Raw genomic sequence first — 26,170 nt, 5'->3', positions numbered from 1 at the left:
GAATCTCCTTGTAAGCTAAGATCCAAGGGCCCTTGGTCATTAATTAGAATATAAAAAAATTAATTAGTTTAAAACGATAGAAAGTGCTTAGCGACCAGGTAAAATTTATTTGAGAATGCTGGATGTAGTATGAATCTATGGACACGATTTAGTATAATGCCATTATAGGAAGGATCGTGTTCTGATGTCTAAACAGAAATACTCAGTTGATTTCAAAAAAATGATCGTTAAACTCTACCAGGATGGCACCTCGGTAGTTGAGCTTACAAATGAATATGGTATTGCAAATGTCACTATTTACAAATGGATCAATTTATACAAAGAGGACAAAGAAACTGGTGCCTCGAAAGCTGATATTTTAGCGCTACAGAAGCGTCTTAATCGGCTTGAAAGTGAGAATGATATCTTAAAAAAAGCCTTAACCATATTCGCCAAAAAGTAAGCTCGGAAGATTGGCAAGCCGCAATCAAACCAAATCTAAAGCAACATCGCATTAAGGAGATCTGTCAGGTACTACAAGTCCCTCGTTCCACGTATTATGATCAACAGAATCATTATATCTCACCACAAGCAGAACATCGAAAGACGCTCTGCCAAGCGATCAAGCGCATTTATTATAATCACCGTCGGGTCTATGGCGCTCCTAAGATTTTAAAGGAATTGAAAAAAGAGGGACTAGCCGCAAGCATCAAGTTAGTTCAGCGTTTAATGCGCCAAATGGAACTTAAATCGATCACCCTAAAGAAGTGGCATTACCAACAAGCAAATAATATCGACGAAGCGAATTATCCGAACCTGCTCGCTCAGGATTTTAGCACGACAGCACCAAATCAAAAATGGTGTGCCGATATCACTTACGTTCACACCAAAGCTGATGGCTGGTGTTATTTATCAAGCATCCAGGATCTGTATTCACGTAAAATCATTGCCCACAAGTTGAGTCGTCACATGACTGCCGATCTAGTGCTCGACACTTTAAAACAAGCTTTTGAAACCAGAAAAGTAACAGACCAGTTGATCATTCATACCGATTTAGGCAGTCAATACCGCAGCACCACCTTTGAAGAACTTCTACGACAACGCCATATCCAGCACTCTTATAGCAAGCGCGGTTGTCCATATGACAATTCAGTTCTGGAGTCATTCCATGCCAGCTTAAAAAAAGAGGAAGTTTATCAGACCCATTACCAAAATTTTGATGAAGCAAATGTGGCTTTATTTAGCTACATTGAGAGCTTTTACAACAATGATCGGATTCATAGTGCCATTGATTATTTAACCCCGAATGAAAAGGAAGAATTAGTCGCTTAAATTATACATAAACGTGTCCGGATTCTTGACTCAGATCCATGCTTTATAGTAAAAACGATGTAAATTAAAGGCGAATATTTTTAAATATCCATGTAGGTTGATGGATATACTATAGTAGAAAGATAAAAATTCGGGTTATAAAATTCTTTTCATCTATTGGTAAATCGGCGCTAGGAAAAATTATTTGAACTCAAAATACGATATTTACAGGCAAAAAGCTGGGAAATTTCCAATAATTCCCAGTTTTTTGCTATTTTTGATGTAATTTTATGATTCTATAGGTTTAATGTTCATGAAGGTTGCAACGCTTTCTATTTTGGTTGAATTACAGAATGTTTCAAAAACGGGTAAAATCGATATCTCTCTGAAATATGTTTGTAAAAAACGGAAGGTAGTATTAAACACATAAATTAAACAACCAAAAAACTTACACACAAACGAGGAGTCTATACATGACATTAAGAAGCAAAATTACAAAATTTTCCGTAGCATTATTATCAACTGTAACCTTGGGTTCAACTTTAGTAACTGCAGCAGCAAGTGCTGATTCAGTTTACACAGTTAAATCTGGTGACACACTCTCACAAATTGCTTACGACTTAAACAAGAGTAGTGATTATTCAGCATTAGCAACAAACAACAAAATCAAGAACGTTAACTTGATCTATGTTGGCCAAAAATTGTTGCTTAAGAGCGATGGTGAAGTTAAGGTTGCAACAAAGAATGAAGTTAAATCAACACCTGCAGTTAAGAGCGTCACAGCAACAAAATCAACTGCAAGTTCATCAACAAACAAGCAGAGCTCAAACACATCAAGTTCTAAGACCTCTACAACTTCATCAAGTTCCACTAGTTATACTGGTAGCAACATGAAGGAATACGTTTTAAGCCAAATGGAATCAAGAACCGGTGTTTCTTCTTCTACTTGGAACATGATCATTACACGTGAATCAAATTGGCAACCAACTGTTCGTAACAGTACTAGTGGTGCTTATGGTTTATTCCAAAACATGCACATTAGTAGTGGTTCCGTTGAACAACAAGTAAATGCTGCTGTTAGCTTGTACAAAGCACAAGGCATGGCTGCTTGGGCCCTTTAATCTAAAACTGAATGTCGAACAGCTTCAAGATTTCTTTAATTGAAATTTTGAGGCTGTTTTTTTTGTTGGATCAAGAGTTAAAAGTAAAGCAAAAATACAATTAAAGTGATGATAAATAGGAGAATTCGAAAAAAATCGAGTTTTTTTGTTATTTTTAAATCATTTTTGTCATTTTACTAAATCGATAACCATGGGATCCGTGGCTGGTTTCGGCCCTGCTAGTTACAAAACATTTCAGAAATACCCTAAATCGATATCTCCTTGAAATATGTTTGTAAAAAATAGAGGGTAGTATAAGCACATAAATTAAATAGCAAACAAAAACTTACAAACAAACGAGGAGCTTATACATGACATTAAGAAGCAAAATTACAAAATTTTCCGTAGCATTATTATCAACTGTAACCTTGGGTTCAACTTTAGTAACTGCAGCAGCAAGTGCTGATTCAGTTTACACAGTTAAATCTGGTGACACACTCTCACAAATTGCTTACGACTTAAACAAGAGTAGTGATTATTCAGCATTAGCAACAAACAACAAAATCAAGAACGTTAACTTGATCTATGTTGGCCAAAAATTGTTGCTTAAGAGCGATGGTGAAGTTAAGGTTGCAACAAAGAATGAAGTTAAATCAACACCTGCAGTTAAGAGCGTCACAGCAACAAAATCAACTGCAAGTTCATCAACAAACAAGCAGAGCTCAAACACATCAAGTTCTAAGACCTCTACAACTTCATCAAGTTCCACTAGTTATACTGGTAGCAACATGAAGGAATACGTTTTAAGCCAAATGGAATCAAGAACCGGTGTTTCTTCTTCTACTTGGAACATGATCATTACACGTGAATCAAATTGGCAACCAACTGTTCGTAACAGTACTAGTGGTGCTTATGGTTTATTCCAAAACATGCACATTAGTAGTGGTTCCGTTGAACAACAAGTAAATGCTGCTGTTAGCTTGTACAAAGCACAAGGCATGGCTGCTTGGGCCCTTTAATCTAAAACTGAATGTCGAACAGCTTCAAGATTTCTTTAATTGAAATTTTGAGGCTGTTTTTTTTGTTGGATCAAGAGTTAAAAGTAAAGCAAAAATACAATTAAAGTGATGATAAATAGGAGAATTCGAAAAAAATCGAGTTTTTTTGTTATTTTTAAATCATTTTTGTCATTTTACTAAATCGATAACCATGGGATCCGTGGCTGGTTTCGGCCCTGCTAGTTACAAAACATTTCAGAAATACCCTAAATCGATATCTCCTTGAAATATGAAGTTAAATAAATTCACAAAATTTTCAGTAGCATTTCTATCAACTATTACATTAGGTACACTTGCTTTAACAACTGCAGCAAGTGCAGATGAAACTTATACAGTTAAATCTGGTGATACACTTTCTGGAATTGAATACAATTTCAAAAAAGATGCAAATTATCAAGGATTGGCAAACGACAATAACATTTCAAATGTTAACTTGATTTATGTGGGCCAAAAGTTAGTAATTAAGAGCGACAGCGCAAGTACAACATCTACAACTCCAGCTGCTAGTTCACAAAGCACACAAACTAATCAGAATACACAAAGTAGCGCACAAAGTTCACAGAACAACGCACAAAGTTCTTCTGCTTCAACGCAACAATCAGCTCAAACTACTCAAAGCACTACACAGAGTCAGTCAGCTAACACACAAAGCACAAATACAAAGAGTTCAGCTTCTACTAGCACCACATCAACAACAAGTGGTAGTGACTCATCAGCTAAAGCATGGATCGCTAACAAAGAATCAGGCGGTTCATACACAGCTACTAACGGCCAATACATTGGTAAATATCAATTGAGTTCATCATACTTAAATGGTGATTACTCAGCTGCTAACCAAGAAAAGGTTGCTAATTCATACGTATCTTCACGTTACGGCTCATGGACTGCTGCTAAAGCGTTCTGGCAAGCAAACGGCTGGTACTAAACAGAAAAATCTGTTTTTCGTGCATAACAAACAATAAAAATTCGTTCAATAATCTAGAGATAATCTCTTAGATCGTTGAACGAATTTTTTTGTTTTAAAAACTAAATTTTAAGCAATGGCTAATATCGTAAAGTTGAGGATAAAGAGAGCTGAGACAATCCAGATAAGGGGATGAACCTCTTTTGCTTTTCCAGTAACCAGTTTGACAATACAGTAGAAGATAAAGCCTGCGGCGATTCCGTATGTGATATTGTAACAAAACGCCATAAAGATAGATGCCATAAATGCAGGAACGGCTTCTTCAAAACTATTCCAATTAATTTCTTGAAATGAGCTCATCATCATAATCCCGACAATGATCAATGCAGGAGCGATTGCGGCATTAGGGATGACTGAGAGTAATGGAGAGGCAAAGCTGCTTAGTAAGAAGAGGACGGCTACTGTGACGCTTGTTAAACCAGTTCGTCCACCAGCACCAATCCCAGCAGAACTTTCTACGTAGGTTGTGATGTTAGAAGTTCCGAATAATGACCCGACCCCAGTCGCAATTGAATCGGCAAACAGCGCCCGATCTAGTTTAGAAGAAAGACCCGGATTTGATTCGAGGTCCTTTTCATCCTCCGCGGAAAAAATCCCAGTGCGACGGCCAGTACCAATGAAGGTACCAAGTGAATCAAAAATATCAGATAAACTAAAAGAAAGGATGGTCATAAAGACTAAGATTAATCGGTGACTATCATTAAATAGCGAGCCCATTCCTTTAGATGAAAAGGCCGCTAAGAAAGTTGTTTTCAAAGCTTCAATTGAGTTTACTAAGGAATTCGCGTCAGAAATATGTAAATTCGTCACACCCATGGGGATGCCAATGATGGTTGTGACAATAATCCCGATTAAAATACTTGCGGGAACTTTTTTAATTTGTAAAATGATCGTGAGGGTAATCCCGATAAGAGCTAGAATCACACTGGGGTTGTTGAACATAGACATTGATGGCGTAATTCCACCACCTGTGACCACGCTCGTAACACCGTGGCTGAAATGGGTAACGGCGGAATTATAAGCCTGACCGTTAATGGAGACAATACTACTAGAATCACTAGAAAATTGAATAATATTAGCATTTTTTAAACCTAGGTAAGCAATGAAGACACCAATTCCACCACTAATTGCTAGTTGGATGGTGTTAGGAATGGCTGTAATCAGCATTTTTCGGAGTTTGGTAATGGTGATCACAATGTTGATAACACCACAAAAGAAAACAAGTGCTAGTCCTTCTTGCCATGTAAAGCCAAGTGACATAACGACTGTATATGTAAAGAAAGCTTGCAGCCCAACTCCAGGAGCTAACGCATAAGGCACGTTGGCAAAGAGTCCCATGATTAGAGTTCCTGTAACAGAGGCAATAATCATGGCTAAAAATACGGCTTGAGCCGGCATCCCGGTTTGACTAAGGATTTGCGGGTTCAGGAATAAAATATATGACATCGCGAAGAAAGTCGTGATTCCGGCGGTAATTTCTGTTGAAACAGTAGTTCCATTCTTCTTTAGTTCAAAAAAATTTGACATGATTTTCCTCTTTTCTTATGATGTATGTTTATCATAAACGATTTCAAAAGATAAATCTACACAAAACACGTAATAAAATGCATTAGTTTATTTAGATAGTTCGTATATTGATTTAATCATGGTGGAATACTAGTTAAAAATTCCATTTAAAAACCTAAAATACGATTTAAAAAGTTGTGAAATTATCGTGGGAAGGTAAAATCATGGTTTTATTCATTGTAATTAGTACTCAACAAGTTATAATATAAACTTAACTAATAACTATAGAAATCGGTTTCATATCTGAAATGGCGGTTTTTGAGGAGGCTTAATACATGGAACATTCGCTAACTAAGGGCAGTCCAATTAAAGGAATTATTTTTTTCAGTATTCCATTATTTTTGGGGAATATCTTTCAACAGATTTATACGCTGTCAGATACCTTAATTGTCGGGCGAGCAGTTGGTGTAAATGCCTTGGCTGCCGTTGGGGCAACAGCTGGTTTAAGCGGACTGATCATTGGGTTTGCGCAAGGAATGACAGTTGGTCTCTCAATTTTAACCGCGCAAGAGTTTGGGACTGGCGACTTAAGAAGCGTAAAAAAAAGCTTTGCGAATAGTATTTGGATTTGTATTGCAGTGAGCGTAATTCTTACCATCATTGGTGTTGGACTGGCGCGACCATTGCTAGTCTTGATGCAAACACCTAAGGTCCTTTTAGACGGGGCAGAAACTTTTATTGGAATTATGTTTATGGGATTAGCAGTTACCGTATTTTATAATTTATTTGCAAATATGTTGCGAGCCTTGGGAAATAGTCGGACTCCCCTTATTTTCTTAATTATTGCTGCCATCACTAACGTTATTTTAGATATTGTATTGGTAATCGGTCTAAACATGGGCATTGCAGGTGCAGGAATTGCAACTGTGACTGCCGAACTATTTTCGTGTTTGCTATGCGTTTGGTACATCAGACGCCATATTCCTGAATTAAGTTTAAGGCTTTCAGATATGAAAATTGATCGCGATATGATTAAACAGGAACTGAAACTTGGTTTGCCAATGGGATTTCAGGCTTCCATAATTTCGATTGGGTCCATTATTTTACAAGTTTCCTTAAACCAATTAGGTGCGCAATCGATCGCGGCCTATACAGCTGCTGGGAAGATTGACTCATTAGCTACGCAACCAATGGTGTCATTAGGAATTACCATGGCAACTTTTACAGCGCAAAACTTTGGGGCAAAGAATTATGAGCGAATTTTAGTCGGAATTAAGCAATGTTTGATTGCGACCGTCATCTTTAGTTTTATTATTGCGGTCGTCATTATTTTGAACAGTAATGCGCTGGTCAATCTCTTTATTGGAAACTCAGCGCCTGAAGTTACGAGGCTGGCTCACACCTATTTCTTGGTTGTCAGCACAAGTTACTTCTTACTCTCGATTCTTTTTGTGGTACGATATGCATTACAGGGACTTGGACGGAGTTTTGCACCAACAATGGCTGGTGTGGCGGAATTGGTTTCACGGATTTTTGTCGGAATTGTGTTGGTACCTCAGTTCGGCTTTATCGCAGCCTGTTTCGCAAGTCCCTTGGCCTGGTTAGCTTCCGTTGCAGTTTTGATTGTGTCATTTATGAGAACGATGCGAAACTTACGTCGTGTGGATGGTCTACATGAAAATGTGACGCTAGATAATGAAAATGAGTAGGGTAAGAGGAGAGCGTTATGAAGTTTTCAACAGTTATTTTATTAATTTTAGATGGTTTAATTGTGCTTGGACTGATTGGGGTTGTCATTAATCAAATCCGGCAAGGAGACTTTTCTGACAAGTTCTGGATTGGCATTGTTGGAGCAGTGGCCTTTGGTTATTGTGGGAATTATTTATTAAAAGTTTCGAAAAATTCCAAAAAATAAAAAGTGACAAACTGAGATTATTCGATGAGTTTCGAAAATATCAGTTTGTCACTTTTTTAATTTGTACTCGTTAGGTTTTTAACAGATTTAGCAATCGCTAATTCTTCATTAGTAGGAATCATTAATACTTTAACGGAGGAATCATCCGCACTAATAACGCGTGGTCCCTTGCCGTTTTCATTGCGTTCTTCATCAAGTTTAATCCCCAGAACTGCTAAACGGTCAATAACATCAGTCCGTAGAGAAGCTTGATGTTCGCCAATGCCTGCGGTGAAGGTAATCACATCCAAGCCACCCATTTCAGTAAAGTAACCACCAATGTGTTTAACTGCCGAATTAATAAACATGTCGTAGGCTAGTTTTGCACGGGGATTTGTAGATGAGTTTGAAACAATATCGCGCATGTCGGCTGAAATTCCGGAAACGCCTAGTAAACCAGATTTTTTGTTAAAGATGTCAATAATCTGATCGGCGTTAACATGGAGTTCATTCATCAAGAAAGGCACGACGGCGGGGTCGACAGAACCCGAACGAGTGCCCATTGGCAGACCTTCGAGGGGAGTAAAGCCCATTGAGGTATCGAAAGGTTCACCATTTTGACTAGCCGTGATTGAAGCACCACCACCAAGATGAAGTGTGACCAATTTTAGATCATGATAGTCCTTTTTTAAAAAGTTGGCAGTTTCATGTAAGACATATTCATGACTAATGCCATGTTCGCCGTATTTACGAATTTGGTACTTCATTGAATACTCATAAGGAATTGCATAAAGGGCAGTTTCTTCGGGCATGTCCAGATAGAACTGACTGTCAAAAACGGCAATCTGTGGTGTACTGTCAGGAAGGACATCCATAAGCGTTTCGATACATTCTACTTGGACCGGATTATGCAACGGTGCGTATTTGTTGAGAGCTTTTAGCTGAGCAATGTTGTACGAAGTGATTTGTGTAGGATGTTTGAAGCTTGTCGCTCCGGCAACTACACGGTGTCCAACAGCGGCAATTTCAGAAACATCACTAATCAAATGGAGATGTTTAAGCTGGTCAAACAACAGCTCGACACCTTGTTTGTAAGTTAAGTTGCTGATTTGCTGTGTGAAGTCCTCGCCATTGCGGACAATTGTGAAAATGGCTTCAGGAGTGTTCATCCGTTCCATAACGCCTTTATTAATGAGAGAAAGGTTGTCGATGCTGAATAACTGCCATTTAAGTGAGGAACTTCCAGCGTTGATAACTAATATTTTTTTCAAAATTAAATTTCGCTTCTTTCAATAATGATTTTTTTAATATATCCAAATTAAATTAATGAAGGCCAAACGTATAAAGTTACCTATCGTTGGGCCTCTAAAAAGTGTAGCACATTTTCGAGAACGATAGGCAGTAGTTAAGGCAAAGAAATGAAAGTAAAGGTTTTCTTAAAATAATGTGGGTTTCGAAAGGGCTTACTTGGTATAATAAAAATATGAGTAGAAATTATTGGGGGAGAGATGTTCAATGGCAACTTTAAATGATGTCGCAAAAATAGCTAACGTTTCAAAAATGACGGTCTCTCGGGTGATCAACCATCCAGATAAAGTTACAGAAGATTTAAAACAACTTGTTTATCAGGCTATGCGTGAAGTAGATTATCATCCAAATACTGCAGCCAAGGCGCTGGTAAATAATAGTACCCAAATTATTAAGTTCTGCGTATTGGAAGATATTGATACAACGGAACCCTATTATATGAACTTGATGATTGGGATCGCCCGTGCGCTAGACGCTCAACAGTATTCTTTACAACTGGTAACGCGACGAAATTTTGATATTGGAAATTGTGATGGCTATGTCGTGACTGGCATGCGAAAAAAGGATTTTGATTGGATCGGGGATTTAAAAAAGCCATTGGTAATCTTTGGTGAAAATCGGTTTGGATTTGATTTCGTGGATACGAATAATAAGGCCGGGACATTTATGATTTCTGATTTGGCCGTTAAACGTGGATATAAACGATTAATTTTTATTGGGATGGATAGCCATGAATCGTTTGAATACTCACGCGAAGCTGGTTATTTACAATTGATTCAAGAAAATCAAATGGTTTCAGAAATTCATCGATTCGATAATCATAGCCATCTTTCCCAACAGTTTGTGATCGACAATTGGGATAGTTTTGGCCCTGATACGTGTTTTATTTGTGCCTCAGATCGACTTGCTTTGGGTGCAGAACGGGGCATTGAAAGTTGTGGAGGTTTAATTCCAGTAGATTATGGTGTGACTGGATTTGATGGTGTATTTTTAAATCAAGTTGCCTTTCCACAAATTACGACTGTTAAACAAGCAATTGTTGAAATGGGGATGGCGTGCGGTGAAAAGTTGCTTGATAAGATTACAAATCATATTGAGAGCGATGGTTCGTTAATGTTTGAACCGAAAATTAGTATGGGCGGCACTATTCGCGAGCTTTCAAAATAATGTTATCGGTAACATTGCCAATAGGCCTTGCAATTAGCAGGCTTATTTTTTATGCTTTCAATGAAAAGGTTTTCAAAGAGGAGCGTTTGTGATGGGTGCATGGTATAAAAAAGCAGTGATTTATCAGATTTATCCGAAAAGCTTTAAAGATTCTAACAACGATGGGGTGGGTGATCTGGCTGGAATTACTGAAAAGCTAGATTACGTTCAGCAACTGGGAGCAAACACAATTTGGTTGAATCCAATTTTTGTTTCGCCACAAGTTGATAATGGCTACGATGTTTCAAATTATTTTGCGATTGATCCGATCCTTGGCACGATGGATGATTTTACCAAGCTGGTCACTGAGATGCATAAGCGAAAAATGTATTTGTTGTTGGATTTACCCATCAATGATACGTCGGATCAACATCCATGGTTTCAAGATGCAATAAAAAACAAAGATAGCATTTTTCGCGAATATTATATTTGGGGTGAAAATAATGGTGAGCGCCCGAATAATTGGGGATCATTTTTTGGCGGCAGCGCCTGGGAAAAAGATCCGAATGGAGGAGCGCAGTATTACTGTCACTTATTTGACAAACGGATGCCTGATTTGAATTGGCATAACCCTGAAGTCCGTAAATCAATGGCAGATATTGCCAAGTTTTGGATTGATAAGGGTGTAGATGGTTTTCGTTTGGACGCGTTCATTCATATTGCAAAAGCTAATCTTCAGCAAAACATTTTGAATCAAGACACCGAGTTCCCAATGGACTCGTCACTTTATGCCAATTTACCAAACGTCAAAACTTATTTGCAGAATTTTATCAAGCTTGTTAAGGATGACAATCCGGAGGTGTTTTTCCTCGGAGAAGCGTCGTCGGCTGACGCCTATCAAGCGGCTGAGTATACACGACCTAATCAGTTTGGCTGCGATATGGTGGTTAGTTCTGATAATTATGGTGAAATTTATCCATTTAAAGATCCCAATATTCCTAAATTTTTTCAACCACGGCAGCTAGATCCTACTCATTTGAAGGAAACTTTTTCCGTGTGGGAAGCAGTTCTTGAAAATATTAGTTTACCAGCCTTAACGTGGGGAAATCACGATATTAGTCGTGTTTTGGATCGCTTGAACGTGAACGCCGGAGATGAAGATTTTCCTAAGGCCTTAGCAGTTTGTATGTATTTGCAACGGGGAATTCCAATTATTTATTATGGCGAAGAGATCGGGATGCGTAATCTGAATTATAAAAAATTAAAGGATTTTCACGATCAACGGGCGATGGACTTAATTCAATTATTGCAAGGGCTTGGTTATGCGGATGACGATATTATTCAATTGCTTAACCAACAAGACGAAATGACTGCTCGTGGACCATTCCAATGGAAAAACGAGAAATATGTCGGTTTTTCACAACATCATCCTTGGAATTGGGCAGATCATAATACAGTGACTGCAGAAGATGCTGAATCAGATAGTGAGGGCCTGTTAGCCTTTTACCGGGCGGTTTTGAAGATTAAGAACACGTCATTGTTCTCTGAGGGAAGCTATGTGTTATTGAATACAAAGACAAATATTTATGCATACGAACGCGAACTGAATGGTCAAAAAGGATTTGTGGTGGTCAATTTAGGGAAGCAGCCCGAAAATTACCGAATTCCAACGATCAAAATTATTCACACAATTTTGGCAAACAAAGCAAATTCATTAGTGGATAACGTAGTGACAATGGCTGCGGGTGGCAGCATTGTGGTCATGGAAGAGTAGCGGCAACTTTAAATAATAAAAATCAGAAAACTTAAAATAGGGGGATTTACTAATGGCAGATGACACAAATATCGAATTACGCAAAACACAAATTTACAGTGTTTTTGTAAGAAATCACACGCAGGAGGGAACACTAAAGGCTTTGGAGAAGGATCTTCCAAGAATTAAAGATTTGGGAACAGACTTTGTTTGGTTATTACCCATTAATCCGATTGGTAAGGTAGATCGAAAAGGTGAGTTGGGTTCACCATATGCCATTCAAGACTACCGTAAAATCGATCCTGCGATAGGGACTTGGGATGATCTCATTCACTTGGCACATCAGATTCATCAATTAGGGATGAAACTGATGATTGATATTGTGTATAACCATACATCAAGAGATTCTGTTTTGTTGAAAGAACACCCTGAATGGTTTTTACATGATGAAGCAGGGCATTTGTATAACAAGAATCCTGAATGGTCTGATGTGGCGGAGCTTGACTACAGCAACAAAGGATTGTGGGACTATCAAATTGAAACTTTGAAACAGTATGCAGAGGTTGCGGATGGCTTTCGCTGCGATGTTGCTCCACAAGTACCGCTGCCATTTTGGTTAGCGGCTCGTAAAGAAGTTGGTGAAGTTAAGTCCGATCTCGTTTGGTTAGCGGAATCAACGGGAGGAGATTACATTCGCGAGATTCGTAGCAAAGGGTTCTGGATTTCTTCAGATGGTGAAATTTATCGTGCTTTTGATATGGCGTATGATTATGATATCGATCAAGATTGGCATGATTATTTTGCCGGGAAGACAACTTTAGCTGATTATGTAAAAGTATTGAATCGACAGGACTTAACTTATCCGGCCAACTATATTAAAATGCGGAATCTTGAGAATCATGATAATTTGAGAGCACATAATATCATTCCAAATGAGAATGATTTAGTTAATTGGACTGCTTTTTCCGAGTTTCAGAAGGGTGCCACGCTGGTATACGCGGGGCAAGAGCACGGATTGGTGCATACACCATCTCTATTCGAAGAAGACAAACTTCAGTGGAATACTGATATGGATTTATCAAATCTAATAAAAAAGATGCATGAATTAAAACAAGATGATGTACAAATTGACGGTAAATATAAATTAATAAGTGAACAAAATGATATCGTGCAAGTACAATTCGCTAATAAAAATAAAACTAGAATTGGAATCTTTTCCCTACGAAGTAAGAATGGTATAGCTAAAGTACAACTTAAAAGTGGCTTGTACCGTAATCTAATAGATGATTCGGACATAAGAGTAAATCGAGGGATTATTAAAGTGGCTCAGAACCCTATCGTTATTGAAAATGAATAAAATTGTTAACGGTAACATCAAGAAAGCGGTTGCAACTGTTACTCAGACGTATAACAATAAAGGTGTTCAAAAAAATATTTGATTGACTTATTTAGGGGAGGCATTTTATAAAAGAAAAGAGTTTTCGAGTGAATGTAGGGTAGTAAATATCGTTTTAGTTAAGCAACGAAAAATATAGCAAAGAAGGAAAATAAAATGAAGAAGAGTACAAAATTATTAGTCGGTTTGACGAGCATGTTGTCATTATCATTGTTACTTGGCGGATGTGGTAATTCATCTTCCAAGTCGACAACAATTCAATTTTTTTCAACCAAAACAGAAAATGCCGGAACGTATAAACAATTAATTTCTCAATTTGAAAAGAAAAATCCAAATATTAAAGTGCAATTATCATCACCAAGTAACGCAGGAACAGTTTTAAAGTCTGACTTGGCCAAAAATTCAATTCCTGATGTTATGGCAGTTAGTGGAGATGTAAATTATCAGCAAGTACAAAGAGCTGGTGTTTTGGAAGATTTAAGTGGTGAATCGTTTACGAAGACGACGATGCCTGCGTACCAAAAAATGATTACATCAATTTCCAAGGGAAGCAAGCTAGATGCAGTACCTTATGCAACTAATGCATCTGGTATCGTTTATAATAAAACATTATTTGCTAAGGCTGGAATCACTAAAACTCCAACTACATGGAATGAATTAATTGCTGATGCAAAGACCTTAAAAGCACATGGTATTACACCATTTGAATTACCTTTCCAGGATAGTTGGACCACAATGGGAGTCTTCAACCAGCTGGATTCAAACATGATTAATGGTTCATGGATCAATAAACGACTGGCTAATAAAACAACATACTTGAGTTCACATAAGGCGGTTGTGCAAAAATATTTAACTCTTAGTAAGTATGCACAATCTGATTACATGGGTACTTCGTACAACGATGGGACAAAAGCTTTAGCTGAAGGAAAAGCAGCCATGATGATCAATGGTAACTTTGTAATTCCACAAGCTAAGCAATTAAAGAAGAATGTCAAATTAGACATGTTTAAGATGCCTGTTAATAATGATAGCAGTAAAAATAAAGTTACATCAGGTATTGATGTTGCGTTTGCTATCTCTAAAAAATCAAAGAATCAAGCAGCTGATAAGAAGTTCGTTAAATTTTTGATGAGTAAAAAGAGTTCGCAATTATATAATAAACAGCAATTCTCTTTCTCAGCAATTAAGGGCGTTGCACAGAAAGATGCTTCACTTGAAGGAATTTCTTCTTACCTGACTAAAGGTGATGTTGTAAATTATCCAGATCACTATTATCCAGATGGCTTTGATATGACTGCAGTTCTTACACAAACAGGTGTAAATCAAACTAAAGGCATGAGCGATTCTAAAAATATTACAGCAACTTTAAAAAAAGCTGATAAAGCGTTTGATTCGGCAAATGTAAAGGATTAGTGATGAAATAATGAAAAGTAGGAAAAAAGGGAAAAAGATACCGTTCACTTATTATATGATGGTTGTGCCAATTGGTATTCTATTTTTCATTTTCCACACGGTTCCATTTCTTCGTGGAGTGTTTTATAGCTTTACTAACTGGACCGGCTATGGTTCATGGAAGTTTGTTGGACTAAAAAATTATTTATATATGTTTGGAAATGGCAATATTACAGACGCGTATTGGTTCACCTTCAAGTTTGCCTTGTTTGCAACCGTGTTAGTTAATGCAATTGCGCTTGCTATTGCTATTGGATTGAACAGTAAAATTAAGTTTCAAAATTTCTTAAAAGCAGTTTATTTTTTGCCTTACATGTTAGGAAGTTTAATTGTAGGATTCGTGTTCAAGTTTATTTTTGGAAATTTGATTCCACAATTTGGACATTTTATGCATTTTCCCGCTTTATACAACAACATATTAGGTACGACGCATGCTTGGATTGGAATTTTGATTGTTACTATTTGGCAAGGCCTAGCATTTAACACATTAATTTATTTGGCAGGTTTACAGTCTGTAGATCCGGAAATATATGAAGCTGCATCACTAGATGGAGTTGGACCATGGCAGAAGTTCAGGAACATTACATTTCCACTGATTGCCCCATTCTTTACTATTAATTTAGTGCTGTCAGTAAAAGGTTATCTGATGGTATTTGATCAAATTATGGCAATGACTAACGGTGGACCCGGAAATAGTACGACCTCCATTTCAGTTGAAATATATACTCAAGGTTTTCAAGGATCACAGTTTGCTATTCAATCTGCCAATGCAGTGGTGCTATTCTTGGTAGTTCTTGTAATATCACTGATTCAGTTAAGAATCTTAAATAAACGAGAGGAGAAATTAAGCTAATGCAAGCAAATGTAAAAGTGAACAATAATGCGCCTCGACCAAAGAAACATGCAAAAAATAAACACATTAACTGGACGCTTACGAGTGTTTTAATGGTCATTGCGATATTTGCAATACTCGGTCCAATCTATATAACAATAGTAATTGCATTAAAGGATCCTTCACAAATGACAAATATCCTTTCTTTGCCTAAAAAACTACATTGGGAAAACTTTGCTAATGCCTGGTCAATGACCAATTTTCCCCGAATGTTTTTTAACACCTTATTTATTACCGTGGTAAATATTATATTTACGATCTTTACTAACTCAATGGCAGCTTATGTAATTACTAGATACAGGTTAAAAAATAAATTTTTTAATATGATGTACTACTATTTTATAAGTGCCATGTTTATTCCATTTAATGTAATCATGCTTCCTTTGGTAAAAGAGGTAAGTGCATTTCATATGGATAATATCATTGGAATTACTTTTCTATATATTGTGTTCGGGTTACCACAAAATATCTTCCTTTATTCAGGTTTTGTAAAAGGAATTCCGACAGCTTTGGAAGAAGCTGCAATTATGGATGGTGCAAAGCCGTATCAAGTATTCTTTAAAGTGATTTTTCCATTGATGAAGCCAATGCATGCAACCGTAGCAATTCTTTCGTTTATGTGGACTTGGAATGATTTCTTAATGCCACTGGTATTATTGAGTGATCCGCATCAGCAAACTTTGCAATTGGCGCAATATGTTTTTCAAGGGCAATTTGCTACACAATATAACTTAGCGTTTGCTTCGTATGTATTGGTGTTATTACCAGTGTTACTAATGTATGTCTTCTTCCAGAAATATATTATTGCTGGTGTAACGAGTGGTTCTGTTAAATAAATATCAACATAGGGACGAGGAGAATGTTGTGAAAAGTGAAAGTAATGAACATTGGTGGCAATCAACAGTTGTTTACCAAATATATCCAAGAAGTTTTCAAGATTCCAATGGTGATGGAATTGGTGATATACAAGGAATTATTAGCCGATTAGATTATTTGAAAGAACTTGGAATTGGAGCAATTTGGTTAAGTCCGGTTTACAAATCTCCAAATGCAGATAATGGTTATGATATTTCAGATTATCAAGATATTATGTCCGAGTTCGGAACTATGCAAGATATGAACAAATTGATTAATGAGGCAAAAACCCGACAAATTAGAATTGTGATGGATTTGGTTGTGAATCACACTTCTGACGAGCACAAATGGTTTGTTGAGGCAAAAAAGTCAAAGGAAAATCCGTATAGAGATTTTTACATTTGGCGAGATCCAGTGAATGGTAAAGAACCCAATGGTCTAAAAGCTTCTTTTGGTGGAAGTGCATGGAGTTTTGACAAAAAATCCGGTCAATATTATTTTCACCTGTTTAGTGAAAAACAACCAGATCTTAACTGGGAGAATAGTCAAGTGAGAGATTCGATTTGGAAAATGATGAATTTCTGGATTGAAAAAGGAATTGGCGGATTTAGAATGGATGTTATTGATTTAATTGGCAAACAACCAGATCAGTTAATTACTGAAAATGGTCCAAGACTCCACGATTATCTTCAGGAAATGAACTCTAATACGTTTTCTGGAAAAGATATGCTTACGGTTGGTGAAACGTGGGGAGCAACTCCTGAAAATGCTGAATTGTATTCTGACCCAAGTCGGCATGAGCTTTCAATGGTGTTTCAGTTTGAACACAGTATGTTAGATCAAAAGAAGAATGGAGAAAAATGGGATTTAAGAGCACTTCAAGTGAAGGATCTAAAAAAGGTGCTATATAAGTGGCAAACGTCTTTGCAACACGGGTGGAACAGCTTGTTTTGGAATAATCATGATTTACCAAGAATTGTTTCCCGGTGGGGTAACGACTCTAAAGAGTATCGGGTAAGAAGTGCTAAAATGTTTGGAATTATCTTGCATATGATGAAAGGTACACCTTATGTTTATCAGGGCGAAGAAATTGGTATGACAAATTACCCTATAAAGAATATTTCTGAAGTGGATGACATTGAAAGCATCAATATGTATAAAGAACGAGAAGCTAGGGGATATAAGAAAGATACGATTATTCAAGCTATTAACAAAAAAGGTCGCGATAATGCCAGAACACCGATGCAGTGGAATAATACAAAAGAAGCTGGATTTACAACTGGTGTTCCTTGGTTACATGTGAACCCAAATTATAGTGAAATAAATGTTGAACAAGCATTAGAAGATCCCAAATCAGTTTTTTATACTTATAGAAAATTAATTAACTTGAGAAAGCATTACAAAACAATTGTTTGGGGTAATTTTATAGAAATTAAAGAGGTTCCGGAAAACGTATTTGCATATGTAAGAGAAGACAAGGATCACAAATTTATAGTAATTGCGAATTTTGATCAGCAAAAAAATCTGATTAAGCTACCAAAGTATGGTATCCAAAAAAATATAATTCTTGGAAATTATGACGAAGAGATGGTTGATTTAACCAGTTATGAATTGAGACCATATGAATCCTTTGTGATTAAAGTTAAATAGGATCTCTTGAAATTTTATAACAATTTAATGATAGACAATTACCAAATTAAAATCTAAAGGGGATGTCATAATGGTTGAGATTAATTTAAAGCATATTTATAAAGAGTATGATGGGAATTCATCATATTCAGTAAGTGATTTTAACTTAGACATTAAAGATAAAGAATTTATTGTTTTTGTTGGTCCTTCTGGTTGTGGAAAATCCACAACTTTGCGAATGATAGCTGGGTTGGAGGACATTACTGATGGTGATTTGGTAATGGACGGAAAAGTTATGAACGATGTAGCTCCCAAGGATCGAGACATTGCAATGGTTTTCCAAAATTATGCATTATATCCAAATATGACGGTATTCGATAATATGGGTTTTGGATTAAAAATTCAAAAGATGCCTAAAGAAGAAATTCAAAAAAAAGTTGAGAACGCAGCTGAGATTCTTGGATTAACTGAATTCTTACAGCGAAAACCGGCTGCACTATCAGGTGGTCAGCGACAACGAGTTGCATTGGGAAGAGCGATTGTGCGAAATGCAAAATTATTTCTTTTAGATGAACCTTTGTCAAACTTGGATGCAAAGTTGCGTGTCCAGATGAGAACGCAGATTGCACAACTACATCAAAGATTACAAACAAACATGATTTATGTTACTCATGATCAGGTTGAGGCCATGACTATGGCTGATAGGATTGTAATTATGAATGAAGGTAAAATTCAGCAAGTAGGAACTCCTTCACAGCTTTACAATGAGCCAGTCAATAAATTTGTGGCAGGTTTTATGGGATCACCCGCAATGAATTTCTTTGATGCAACTTTACGTGATGGTCATGTTATTAATGATAAAGGCTTAAACGTTGTTGTTCCGGAGGGACGATTAAAGAAATTAGTTGATCAAGGATATAATAATAAAAAATTAGTTGTCGGTATTCGGCCTGAGGACATTCATACGGAACAAGTTGCAATTCAGTCTATGCCTGATTCGGTAGTAGACGCGACTGTTGTGGTTTCTGAGTTATTGGGGGTAGACTCAATGCTCTATTCTAAGACAGGAGATACAGAGTTTGTTGCGCAGGTTAATGCTAGAGATTATCATGAGCCTGGTGAAAATGTAGAAATGGCTTTTGAAATGAGTAAAGCACATTTCTTTGATATGGATACAGAAGCAACTATTGAATAAACATTATAAAAGGGATCGGGCGTAAGTCTTGCCTGGTCTCTTTTTAATAGAGGAGGAGTAGCACTCATGCAACGAACTTTTGAAATCGATCCATGGAAAATTGTTACGCATGACCTTGATAAAAAGAATAAACGGCTTCAGGAGTCCATGACCAGTATTGGCAATGGTTATATGGGGATGCGGGGGATGTTTGAAGAAGACTATTCTGCTGATACACACTCCGGAATTTATATTGGTGGAGTTTGGTATCCTGATAAAACAGTTGTTGGTTGGTGGAAAAATGGTTATCCAAAGTATTTTGGGAAAGTTATTAACGCGGTGAATTTTGACAAGGTAAATGTTTGGTTAGATGATCTAAAAGTTGATTTAGCAAAGATTGCGATCAAAGATTTTGAATTATCTTTGGATATGAAAACCGGAATCTTAACTCGTCGATTTACGGTAACTGAACAAAATAAAAACGTGCGTTTTACTATTCAACGTTTTGTAAGCGTTACCCAAAAAGAGCTTTTTGATGTCAATTATCTAATTGAAAATTTAGGCGATCAGCCTGTCACAGTCAAGGTTGTTTCTGAAATTGACGCTGATGTTTTCAATGAAGATACGAATTATGATGAAAAATTCTGGAATTTACAGACAAAAGAACAAACTTCTAATGCTGGCTATTTAATTGCAGAAACAAAGCCTAACAACTTTGGCACGCCACAATTTACGGTTGGCATGGAAATGACCCATAAAACAGATCTCAAATCTGTTGAGCAACCAGATGCTGACCAGAAGGTAGTCAATGAGTTTACAGGTAAACTTGAAGCCAAACAGGCGGTCACGTTTGAAAAACGAGTAGTTGTCGTCACATCTCGTGATTATGATGATGAGGCTACTTTAAAGGCTGGAATGCAGGTTTTAACAAATAAAGTTTCTGATGAGCCTTATCAAAAACTTGTAGAAGACCAGTCGCAGGCCTGGGCAAAACGCTGGGAAAAAGCAGATGTGCAAATTACTGGCGATGATGCCGCTCAACAAGGCATTCGGTTCAACTTGTTTCAATTATTTTCGACATTTTATGGTGAAGATAAGCGTTTGAATATTGGGCCGAAAGGATTTACTGGTGAGAAATATGGTGGTGCTACTTATTGGGATACTGAAGGATTTGCTATTCCGTTATATCTATCTCTAGCGGATAAAAAAGTGTCAGAAAATTTGCTGGAATATCGCTATAATCAATTGGCAGGAGCATTTCACAATGCCCGTGAGCAAGGCCTTAAGGGCGCGTTATATCCGATGGTAACGTTCAACGGGATTGAGAATCATAACGAATGGGAAATCACGTTTGAAGAAATTCATCGAAACGGCACGATTGCCTATGCTATTTATAATTACACGCGCTATACCGGTGATGAAACATACTTAAAAACTAAGGGCATTGATGTTTTAACGGCCATTTCACGATTCTGGGCTGATCGGGTTCACTGGTCAAAACGGAATGGTGTTTACATGATTCATGGCGTTACAGGACCCAATGAGTATGAAAATAATGTGAACAATAACTGGTACACTAACTTGTTGGCACAGTGGACTTTGAAGTATACATTGGCATCACTGAAAAAAGTGAGTTCTGAAAAGCTAGGTGAACTTGATGTTTCTGAAACCGAAAAGGCACAGTGGCAAGATATTATTGATAAGATAGATCTTCCTGAAGATAAGAAGCTAGGAATCTTTGTTCAAAACGACTGTTTCTTAGATAAAGATTTAGCACCCGTTTCGTCGATTCCAAAGGATCAATTACCAATTAATCAGCACTGGTCTTGGGACAAAATTTTACGGTCTCCATACATTAAACAGGCAGATGTGCTCCAAGGAATTTGGTATTTCATTGATCAGTTTCCTGAAGATGTTAAGAAACGGAACTTTGATTTCTATGAACCACTAACGGTACATGAATCCAGTCTTTCCGCTTCTGTTCATGCCATTTTGGCGGCTGACTTACATTATGAAGACAAAGCAGTTGAAATGTATGGCCGGACAGCTCGGTTAGATTTGGATAATTATAATAATGATACCGTAGATGGCCTCCATATCACTTCGATGACTGGTAGTTGGTTAGCAATTGTTCAAGGATTTGCAGGAATGCGGGTCAAAGACGATACCTTGTCCTTTAAACCATTCTTACCAAAAAAATGGACTTCCTATCAATTCCGGATAAACTTCAGAGAGCGATTAATTGAAGTTCAAGTAAATCAATCTGGAACTAAGATTCATTTATTGAAGGGTGACCCATTAGATGTGAAATTAAATGGGAAAGCTTTGAATTTAGTGGGAGGTCGATAGTATGCAAGGTGTTTTGTTTGATTTAGATGGGGTTATTACAGATACCGCAAAATTTCATTTCAAAGCTTGGAGCCGTTTGGCTAAAGAGAAATTAGGAGTGGTCCTACCAGCTAGTTTTGAAAGTGACCTTAAAGGAATTAGCCGAATTGACTCCATGAACCGAATCTTGAAATTTGCCAAAATGGCAGACAAATATTCGGCAGCTGAGGTTGATGCAATGGCCCAGTATAAAAATGACTTGTATCTAAAAGAGATTGGCAAACTGACCCAGGCTGATATTTTACCTGGCATCGAGAATCTTTTAGATGAATTGGCAGCAAACAAAGTAAAATTGTCAGTTGCCTCAGCAAGTAAAAATGCGCCATTCATTTTAGAGAAGCTAGGGTTGCGTCAGCAATTTGATGCAATTGCAGATCCAGCCAAGGTAGCACACGGGAAACCAGCTCCAGACATTTTTCTTGAAGCGGCGGCCAAAATTAATGCAGATCCAACGCAGTGTGTGGGGATTGAAGATGCGAAGGCTGGCGTGCAAGCAATTAAGGCCGCAGGAGCAATTGCAGTGGGTGTTGGTAATCCGAGCGATTTGGCTGAAGCTGATACAGTGGTTTCCAGTACTGAAGAATTAACGTATTCAGTGTTAGCACTGGCTTTTCAAAAATAGACATTAAAAAATCCTGTAACTTTTTAAAAGTGCAGGATTTTTTAATGGAATCAGTTGAACGTATACGTATTTTGATAAATCAAGGGATCTCCGGGTTTAATAACAATGTTACCAAAGTCTGGGTGATTGGGTGCGTCTGGTAACATCTGAGGTTCTATCGCTAAGCCTAACTGTGACGTCATTTTTCGATTGCCATCAACCAAAAAGTCGCCTTCAAAACCGGTTGTGGAAAATAGAATCATGGCATTAGAATTGGTGTGAATTGCAACTCGGCGACCAGATTTGGGATCAAATAATTTTAACTGGGGATGACTATCTGTGATCTGATTTAGTTTAAAAGGGGTGTCTAATCCATTTGGGAGTTTTGCGAGTTGCTTACCCAAAGCACCAGTTTTTCGGAAGTCATAAGGTGTATCAGCTACTTGAAGAAATTTTCCGGTTGGCACTTTATTTGTATCTGTTTCGGCAATAGCATCTGCCTGTAGGGTTAATTGGTGATTATCGATTCGGTCTTGGGCATTTCCTGACAAATTAAAGTAGATATGGGTTGTTGGATTGAATAAGGTTGTCGCATCAGTTTCGCCAAAATAAGTAATTGTGAATTTATTAGTTTTATCCAAAACAAACATGGCAAAAATTGTCAGTCGTCCTGGGTAACCATTTTCACCTGCTGGACTTACATAACGCAAAACGACACCCACTTGTGTTTCTGTCTTAATGAGTTTAATCAGACCCCAATGCGAGTAGCTAATAGAGGGGTGAGCACCACCATGGATATGATTGGGATCACTATTTTTATCCAACTGATGGCCTTCCCAAGTAGTGTTACCTAAACGTCCGGCAACTCGCGCAACGCTTGCGCCAAAATAGTCATGGTGCTTCGCATAGTCATGAGAATGCATGAATCCCAAAGTAATGTTGGCGACATGACCGTCTTTGTCAGGGGTATTAATGGCAATGACAGTGGCTCCAAAGTCGCTAATAATGACTGAAATATTATGGTCATTGGTTAAAGTGAACCAAGTGGATTGATTATGAATTTGTTGGGAAATTTTCATTGTAGCGCCTCCGAAAGTATCTTTTTAAACATTTGAAATTATAGCCTAATTCAAGAATACCGCAATCGCTTACAATAGTGAAGGGATAGGGATAATTAAGAAAATTAAATTCGGGAGTTGCGTTTGCGGACGGTAACGCCTAAACTAAAACCAACATTAGAACATATCGGGGGCATTTTGATGACAATTAATTGGAAACAAATTTTCTTTAATTTTTTGAAATTTATTGGGATGTTTTTCATTTATCAAATTGGGACCATCCCGCTTCAAATGGCTTCTGAGATGCCAAATAATCATTTTTTTGTGCTGGTTGCTTTTGTGATGTATTTAATTACGACAGCCTTTATGTTAGTTCTGTTTATTCAGATGTATACAACGCAACTTAAAACAAAAAATCGCGGGCAGTTTGGTCGCACGAAGCCTACGAAAAAAATTGTGGGTTTTATGATAATAATTGTGATTGTGTGGGTTTTATTTATTGCTTTTCAAATCTGGTTGAACCGAGCTAATGCTTTACCACAATCAGAGAACCAGCAAACGGTTATCGCTTTTGCGCAAGCTGTTCCTTGGTGGATGGCGCTGGATGCCATCGTTTTCGCACCGATCATTGAAGAAATTTTGTTTCGAGGTTTTTTCTTTAATTGGTTTTTTAATTCATCTGACAAAAAAATTCAGTTTATTGGCGTATTTTTAAGTGGGGCCGTTTTTGGCGCTGTGCATGATATTAGTAGCATCCTCGGATGGCTAATCTATGCAATGATGGGATGGTTATTGGCAATTACGTATGCCTATACTAAAGATATTCGCTATAATATTGGGCTGCATATGTTTAATAACCTAATTTCAATGATTTAAAAGATAATCGGGATAATTGAAACCGATTCCGATGAAAGCCATAATGGATGTAAGACAGGTTTTAAAATTTATAATATGAGGGAGTTTTGTTCATGGAAAAACACTGGTGGCAAGAAGCAGTCGTCTATCAAGTTTATCCGCGAAGTTTTCAGGACACAAATGATGATGGAATTGGTGATTTGAACGGCGTAACTGAACATCTCGACTACATTAAAAAATTAGGGGCCGACGTGATTTGGCTGAATCCAATTTATCAATCACCGAATGATGACAATGGCTATGATATCGCAAATTATGAAAAGATTATGACTGAGTTTGGCACGATGGCCGATTTTGATCGGTTATTGAAGGCAGCTCACGACAAAAAACTAAAAATTATGATGGATTTGGTGGTTAATCACACTTCTGATGAACATCATTGGTTTATGGAAAGTCGTAAGAGCAGAACCAATGACTTTCGGGACTATTATATTTGGCGTGATCCTAAAAATGATGCTGAGCCTAATAATTGGCAAAGTGCCTTTAGTGGCTCTGCTTGGCAATTTGATGAGCAAACGGGGCAATATTATCTCCACTTGTTCTCAAAAAAACAACCTGATTTGAATTGGGATAATTCAGATGTTCGAAAAGCGGTATTTGAAATGATGCGTTTTTGGCTTGATAAAGGGGTCGACGGTTTTCGAATGGATGTAATTAACCTGATTTCAAAACCGGAAGGATTGCCTGATGTGAAAACAGAAGGACAAGCGAATTTGGCGGCTAATGGGCCTCACGTGCATGATTACTTAAAAGAAATGAATGAGCAAGTTCTGTCTAACTATGATGTGATGACAGTGGGGGAAACACCGAATGCTACAACGAGGGACGCAATTCGTTATACTGGTTTTGACAGCCACGAGCTAGAGATGGTTTTCCAGTTTGAACATATGGGTTTGGATGGTAATGAAAATCCCGCCTTGGGAAAATGGAGCACAAACTCCGTTAAGCTTACAGATTTAAAACAAGTTATGTCGAAATGGCAAATTGATTTAAATGGTAAGGCATGGAATTCGTTGTATTGGAATAACCATGATCAACCTCGGGTGGTTTCCAGATTTGGAAACGATCAAGCCAAGTATCGGGTGTTATCGGCCAAAATGTTGGGCGCAACGCTGCATTTTATGCAAGGAACTCCCTATATTTATCAAGGAGAGGAACTTGGAATGATCAATGCCAAGTTTAAGAATTTGGACCAATATCAAGATATCGAAAGCTTAAATGCGTATCATGAATTCGTTGATCAGAAACAATTAGCCACGGCTACTGAGATGTTGAAGTATTTACAGCATTCTTCTCGTGACAATGCACGAACACCGATGCAATGGGATGAAACTGAAAATGCGGGCTTTACCAAAGGCACACCATGGTTGGCTATCAATGCTAATTTCACAAAAATTAATGCCGCTCAAGCTGTCAATGACGAGCAATCTGTGTTTAATTTTTATCGCAAAATGAATCAATTGCGTAAACAGTATGACATCATTGTCTATGGCGATTATCAATTGTTAGACCCGGATGATGACCAAGTTTGGGCGTATACTCGTCGCCTAGATGATCAGGATCTCCTAGTGATTAGTAACTTTACAGAACGGACAGTGAAACGCTGGTATGACCTGAGTCAACAAAGTAATAAAGTTGAGTTAATCGGTAATTATTCAGATGATCAAAACGAAACATTGCGGCCATATGAATGTAAGGTTTATCTCATTCAATAGTTTTTTTGACTTTTCGCATGCATTTTGAATAATTAGTTGTATAATGATACTTTATGAAATGAAATCGCTGAGAAAT

Annotated in this window: 22 protein-coding genes; 19 read left to right on the top strand and 3 right to left on the bottom strand. The window is 37.4% G+C overall.

The window, feature by feature from the left end; all coding sequences use genetic code 11:
- The first annotated feature begins 184 nt into the window (after positions 1-184).
- The 5 genes from PI20285_RS08080 to apf all read left to right on the top strand — a co-directional run bounded on the left by PI20285_RS08080 (position 185) and on the right by apf (position 4,373).
- A complete protein-coding gene (locus tag PI20285_RS08080; protein WP_063698079.1) occupies positions 185-442 on the top strand; it encodes a transposase in 258 nt (85 codons plus the stop codon).
- Positions 427-1,311: an IS3 family transposase gene (locus PI20285_RS08075; protein WP_105782154.1), complete on the top strand. Its 885-nt coding sequence runs from the start codon at positions 427-429 to the stop codon at positions 1,309-1,311. The genes PI20285_RS08080 and PI20285_RS08075 overlap by 16 nt, the downstream gene beginning before the upstream one ends.
- A 452-nt stretch (positions 1,312-1,763) precedes the next feature.
- Positions 1,764-2,411 (top strand): LysM peptidoglycan-binding domain-containing protein, encoded by a 648-nt coding sequence (locus tag PI20285_RS08070; protein WP_105782220.1) that lies wholly within the window; start codon positions 1,764-1,766, stop codon positions 2,409-2,411.
- 350 nt (positions 2,412-2,761) lie between these two features.
- Positions 2,762-3,409 (top strand): LysM peptidoglycan-binding domain-containing protein, encoded by a 648-nt coding sequence (locus PI20285_RS08065; protein ID WP_105782220.1) that lies wholly within the window; start codon positions 2,762-2,764, stop codon positions 3,407-3,409.
- Between the two features lie 268 nt (positions 3,410-3,677).
- Positions 3,678-4,373 (top strand): aggregation-promoting factor, encoded by a 696-nt coding sequence (gene apf / locus PI20285_RS08060; protein ID WP_057773171.1) that lies wholly within the window; start codon positions 3,678-3,680, stop codon positions 4,371-4,373.
- 108 nt (positions 4,374-4,481) lie between these two features.
- Here the strand turns inward: apf and PI20285_RS08055 are convergent, their stop codons facing one another.
- Positions 4,482-5,939, bottom strand: a complete 1,458-nt coding sequence (locus PI20285_RS08055; protein WP_057773173.1) for an NCS2 family permease — start codon at positions 5,937-5,939, stop codon at positions 4,482-4,484.
- 314 nt (positions 5,940-6,253) lie between these two features.
- Here PI20285_RS08055 and PI20285_RS08050 point away from each other — a divergent pair, with 314 nt between their 5' ends.
- A complete protein-coding gene (locus PI20285_RS08050) occupies positions 6,254-7,627 on the top strand; it encodes an MATE family efflux transporter (protein ID WP_057773175.1) in 1,374 nt (457 codons plus the stop codon).
- Between the two features lie 17 nt (positions 7,628-7,644).
- Positions 7,645-7,833, top strand: a complete 189-nt coding sequence (locus tag PI20285_RS08045) for a hypothetical protein (RefSeq protein WP_057773177.1) — start codon at positions 7,645-7,647, stop codon at positions 7,831-7,833.
- 56 nt (positions 7,834-7,889) lie between these two features.
- Here PI20285_RS08045 and PI20285_RS08040 read toward each other — a convergent pair whose 3' ends face one another.
- Positions 7,890-9,083, bottom strand: coding sequence for an acetate/propionate family kinase (locus PI20285_RS08040; RefSeq protein WP_057773178.1), 1,194 nt, complete (start codon positions 9,081-9,083; stop codon positions 7,890-7,892).
- 244 nt (positions 9,084-9,327) lie between these two features.
- On the opposite strand from PI20285_RS08040, the gene PI20285_RS08035 reads away from it, so the two are divergent.
- From PI20285_RS08035 to pgmB, 10 genes are all read left to right on the top strand, one after another.
- Positions 9,328-10,287: a LacI family DNA-binding transcriptional regulator gene (locus tag PI20285_RS08035; protein WP_057773180.1), complete on the top strand. Its 960-nt coding sequence runs from the start codon at positions 9,328-9,330 to the stop codon at positions 10,285-10,287.
- 91 nt (positions 10,288-10,378) lie between these two features.
- Positions 10,379-12,040: an alpha-glucosidase gene (locus tag PI20285_RS08030; protein ID WP_057773182.1), complete on the top strand. Its 1,662-nt coding sequence runs from the start codon at positions 10,379-10,381 to the stop codon at positions 12,038-12,040.
- A 52-nt stretch (positions 12,041-12,092) separates the two neighbouring features.
- Complete coding sequence (locus tag PI20285_RS08025) at positions 12,093-13,376, top strand: alpha-amylase family glycosyl hydrolase (protein WP_057773184.1); 1,284 nt, start codon at positions 12,093-12,095, stop codon at positions 13,374-13,376.
- Between the two features lie 195 nt (positions 13,377-13,571).
- Positions 13,572-14,828: an ABC transporter substrate-binding protein gene (locus PI20285_RS08020; RefSeq protein ID WP_057773186.1), complete on the top strand. Its 1,257-nt coding sequence runs from the start codon at positions 13,572-13,574 to the stop codon at positions 14,826-14,828.
- Positions 14,829-14,838: 10 nt separating this feature from the next.
- The gene (locus tag PI20285_RS08015) at positions 14,839-15,720 is read left to right on the top strand and encodes a carbohydrate ABC transporter permease (RefSeq protein ID WP_057773188.1); all 882 of its coding nucleotides are present in this window, start codon (positions 14,839-14,841) and stop codon (positions 15,718-15,720) included.
- Positions 15,720-16,595, top strand: a complete 876-nt coding sequence (locus PI20285_RS08010) for a carbohydrate ABC transporter permease (RefSeq protein ID WP_082623256.1) — start codon at positions 15,720-15,722, stop codon at positions 16,593-16,595. Before PI20285_RS08015 ends, PI20285_RS08010 begins: the two co-directional genes overlap by 1 nt.
- A 28-nt stretch (positions 16,596-16,623) precedes the next feature.
- A complete protein-coding gene (locus tag PI20285_RS08005) occupies positions 16,624-18,264 on the top strand; it encodes a glycoside hydrolase family 13 protein (RefSeq protein WP_057773190.1) in 1,641 nt (546 codons plus the stop codon).
- 70 nt (positions 18,265-18,334) lie between these two features.
- Positions 18,335-19,438: an ABC transporter ATP-binding protein gene (locus PI20285_RS08000; RefSeq protein WP_057773192.1), complete on the top strand. Its 1,104-nt coding sequence runs from the start codon at positions 18,335-18,337 to the stop codon at positions 19,436-19,438.
- A 66-nt stretch (positions 19,439-19,504) separates the two neighbouring features.
- Positions 19,505-21,766, top strand: a complete 2,262-nt coding sequence (locus PI20285_RS07995; RefSeq protein WP_057773194.1) for a glycoside hydrolase family 65 protein — start codon at positions 19,505-19,507, stop codon at positions 21,764-21,766.
- A gap of 1 nt (position 21,767) precedes the next feature.
- A complete protein-coding gene (gene pgmB, locus PI20285_RS07990; RefSeq protein WP_057773196.1) occupies positions 21,768-22,427 on the top strand; it encodes a beta-phosphoglucomutase in 660 nt (219 codons plus the stop codon).
- Positions 22,428-22,477: 50 nt separating this feature from the next.
- On the opposite strand, the gene PI20285_RS07985 is transcribed toward pgmB, so the two are convergent.
- Entirely contained in the window at positions 22,478-23,485 is a 1,008-nt protein-coding gene (locus tag PI20285_RS07985) for an aldose epimerase family protein (protein WP_057773198.1), read from the bottom strand.
- Positions 23,486-23,665: 180 nt separating this feature from the next.
- Here PI20285_RS07985 and PI20285_RS07980 point away from each other — a divergent pair, with 180 nt between their 5' ends.
- Both PI20285_RS07980 and PI20285_RS07975 read left to right on the top strand, forming a co-directional pair.
- Complete coding sequence (locus PI20285_RS07980; RefSeq protein WP_057773200.1) at positions 23,666-24,340, top strand: CPBP family intramembrane glutamic endopeptidase; 675 nt, start codon at positions 23,666-23,668, stop codon at positions 24,338-24,340.
- Between the two features lie 92 nt (positions 24,341-24,432).
- Positions 24,433-26,094 (top strand): glycoside hydrolase family 13 protein, encoded by a 1,662-nt coding sequence (locus PI20285_RS07975; RefSeq protein WP_057773202.1) that lies wholly within the window; start codon positions 24,433-24,435, stop codon positions 26,092-26,094.
- Positions 26,095-26,170: the final 76 nt, after the last annotated feature.

The sequence above is a fragment of the Pediococcus inopinatus genome (assembly GCF_002982135.1).
In the GTDB taxonomy this organism is placed as follows: Bacteria; Bacillota; Bacilli; order Lactobacillales; family Lactobacillaceae; genus Pediococcus; species Pediococcus inopinatus.
This window is presented reverse-complemented; position numbering and strand designations above follow the sequence as displayed.

What these genes read in the sequence shown, in the direction of transcription:
- PI20285_RS08010 (WP_082623256.1), top strand. Translation starts at nt 15,720, where the DNA reads ATGCAAGCAAATGTAAAAGTGAACAATAATGCGCCTCGACCAAAGAAA.
- pgmB (WP_057773196.1), top strand. Translation starts at nt 21,768, where the DNA reads ATGCAAGGTGTTTTGTTTGATTTAGATGGGGTTATTACAGATACCGCA.
- PI20285_RS07985 (WP_057773198.1), bottom strand. Translation starts at nt 23,485, where the DNA reads ATGAAAATTTCCCAACAAATTCATAATCAATCCACTTGGTTCACTTTA.
- PI20285_RS08020 (WP_057773186.1), top strand. Translation starts at nt 13,572, where the DNA reads ATGAAGAAGAGTACAAAATTATTAGTCGGTTTGACGAGCATGTTGTCA.
- PI20285_RS08035 (WP_057773180.1), top strand. Translation starts at nt 9,328, where the DNA reads ATGGCAACTTTAAATGATGTCGCAAAAATAGCTAACGTTTCAAAAATG.
- PI20285_RS07975 (WP_057773202.1), top strand. Translation starts at nt 24,433, where the DNA reads ATGGAAAAACACTGGTGGCAAGAAGCAGTCGTCTATCAAGTTTATCCG.
- PI20285_RS08015 (WP_057773188.1), top strand. Translation starts at nt 14,839, where the DNA reads ATGAAAAGTAGGAAAAAAGGGAAAAAGATACCGTTCACTTATTATATG.
- PI20285_RS08030 (WP_057773182.1), top strand. Translation starts at nt 10,379, where the DNA reads ATGGGTGCATGGTATAAAAAAGCAGTGATTTATCAGATTTATCCGAAA.
- apf (WP_057773171.1), top strand. Translation starts at nt 3,678, where the DNA reads ATGAAGTTAAATAAATTCACAAAATTTTCAGTAGCATTTCTATCAACT.
- PI20285_RS08065 (WP_105782220.1), top strand. Translation starts at nt 2,762, where the DNA reads ATGACATTAAGAAGCAAAATTACAAAATTTTCCGTAGCATTATTATCA.
- PI20285_RS08025 (WP_057773184.1), top strand. Translation starts at nt 12,093, where the DNA reads ATGGCAGATGACACAAATATCGAATTACGCAAAACACAAATTTACAGT.
- PI20285_RS08055 (WP_057773173.1), bottom strand. Translation starts at nt 5,939, where the DNA reads ATGTCAAATTTTTTTGAACTAAAGAAGAATGGAACTACTGTTTCAACA.
- PI20285_RS08050 (WP_057773175.1), top strand. Translation starts at nt 6,254, where the DNA reads ATGGAACATTCGCTAACTAAGGGCAGTCCAATTAAAGGAATTATTTTT.
- PI20285_RS08070 (WP_105782220.1), top strand. Translation starts at nt 1,764, where the DNA reads ATGACATTAAGAAGCAAAATTACAAAATTTTCCGTAGCATTATTATCA.
- PI20285_RS07995 (WP_057773194.1), top strand. Translation starts at nt 19,505, where the DNA reads ATGCAACGAACTTTTGAAATCGATCCATGGAAAATTGTTACGCATGAC.
- PI20285_RS08045 (WP_057773177.1), top strand. Translation starts at nt 7,645, where the DNA reads ATGAAGTTTTCAACAGTTATTTTATTAATTTTAGATGGTTTAATTGTG.
- PI20285_RS08080 (WP_063698079.1), top strand. Translation starts at nt 185, where the DNA reads ATGTCTAAACAGAAATACTCAGTTGATTTCAAAAAAATGATCGTTAAA.
- PI20285_RS07980 (WP_057773200.1), top strand. Translation starts at nt 23,666, where the DNA reads ATGACAATTAATTGGAAACAAATTTTCTTTAATTTTTTGAAATTTATT.
- PI20285_RS08000 (WP_057773192.1), top strand. Translation starts at nt 18,335, where the DNA reads ATGGTTGAGATTAATTTAAAGCATATTTATAAAGAGTATGATGGGAAT.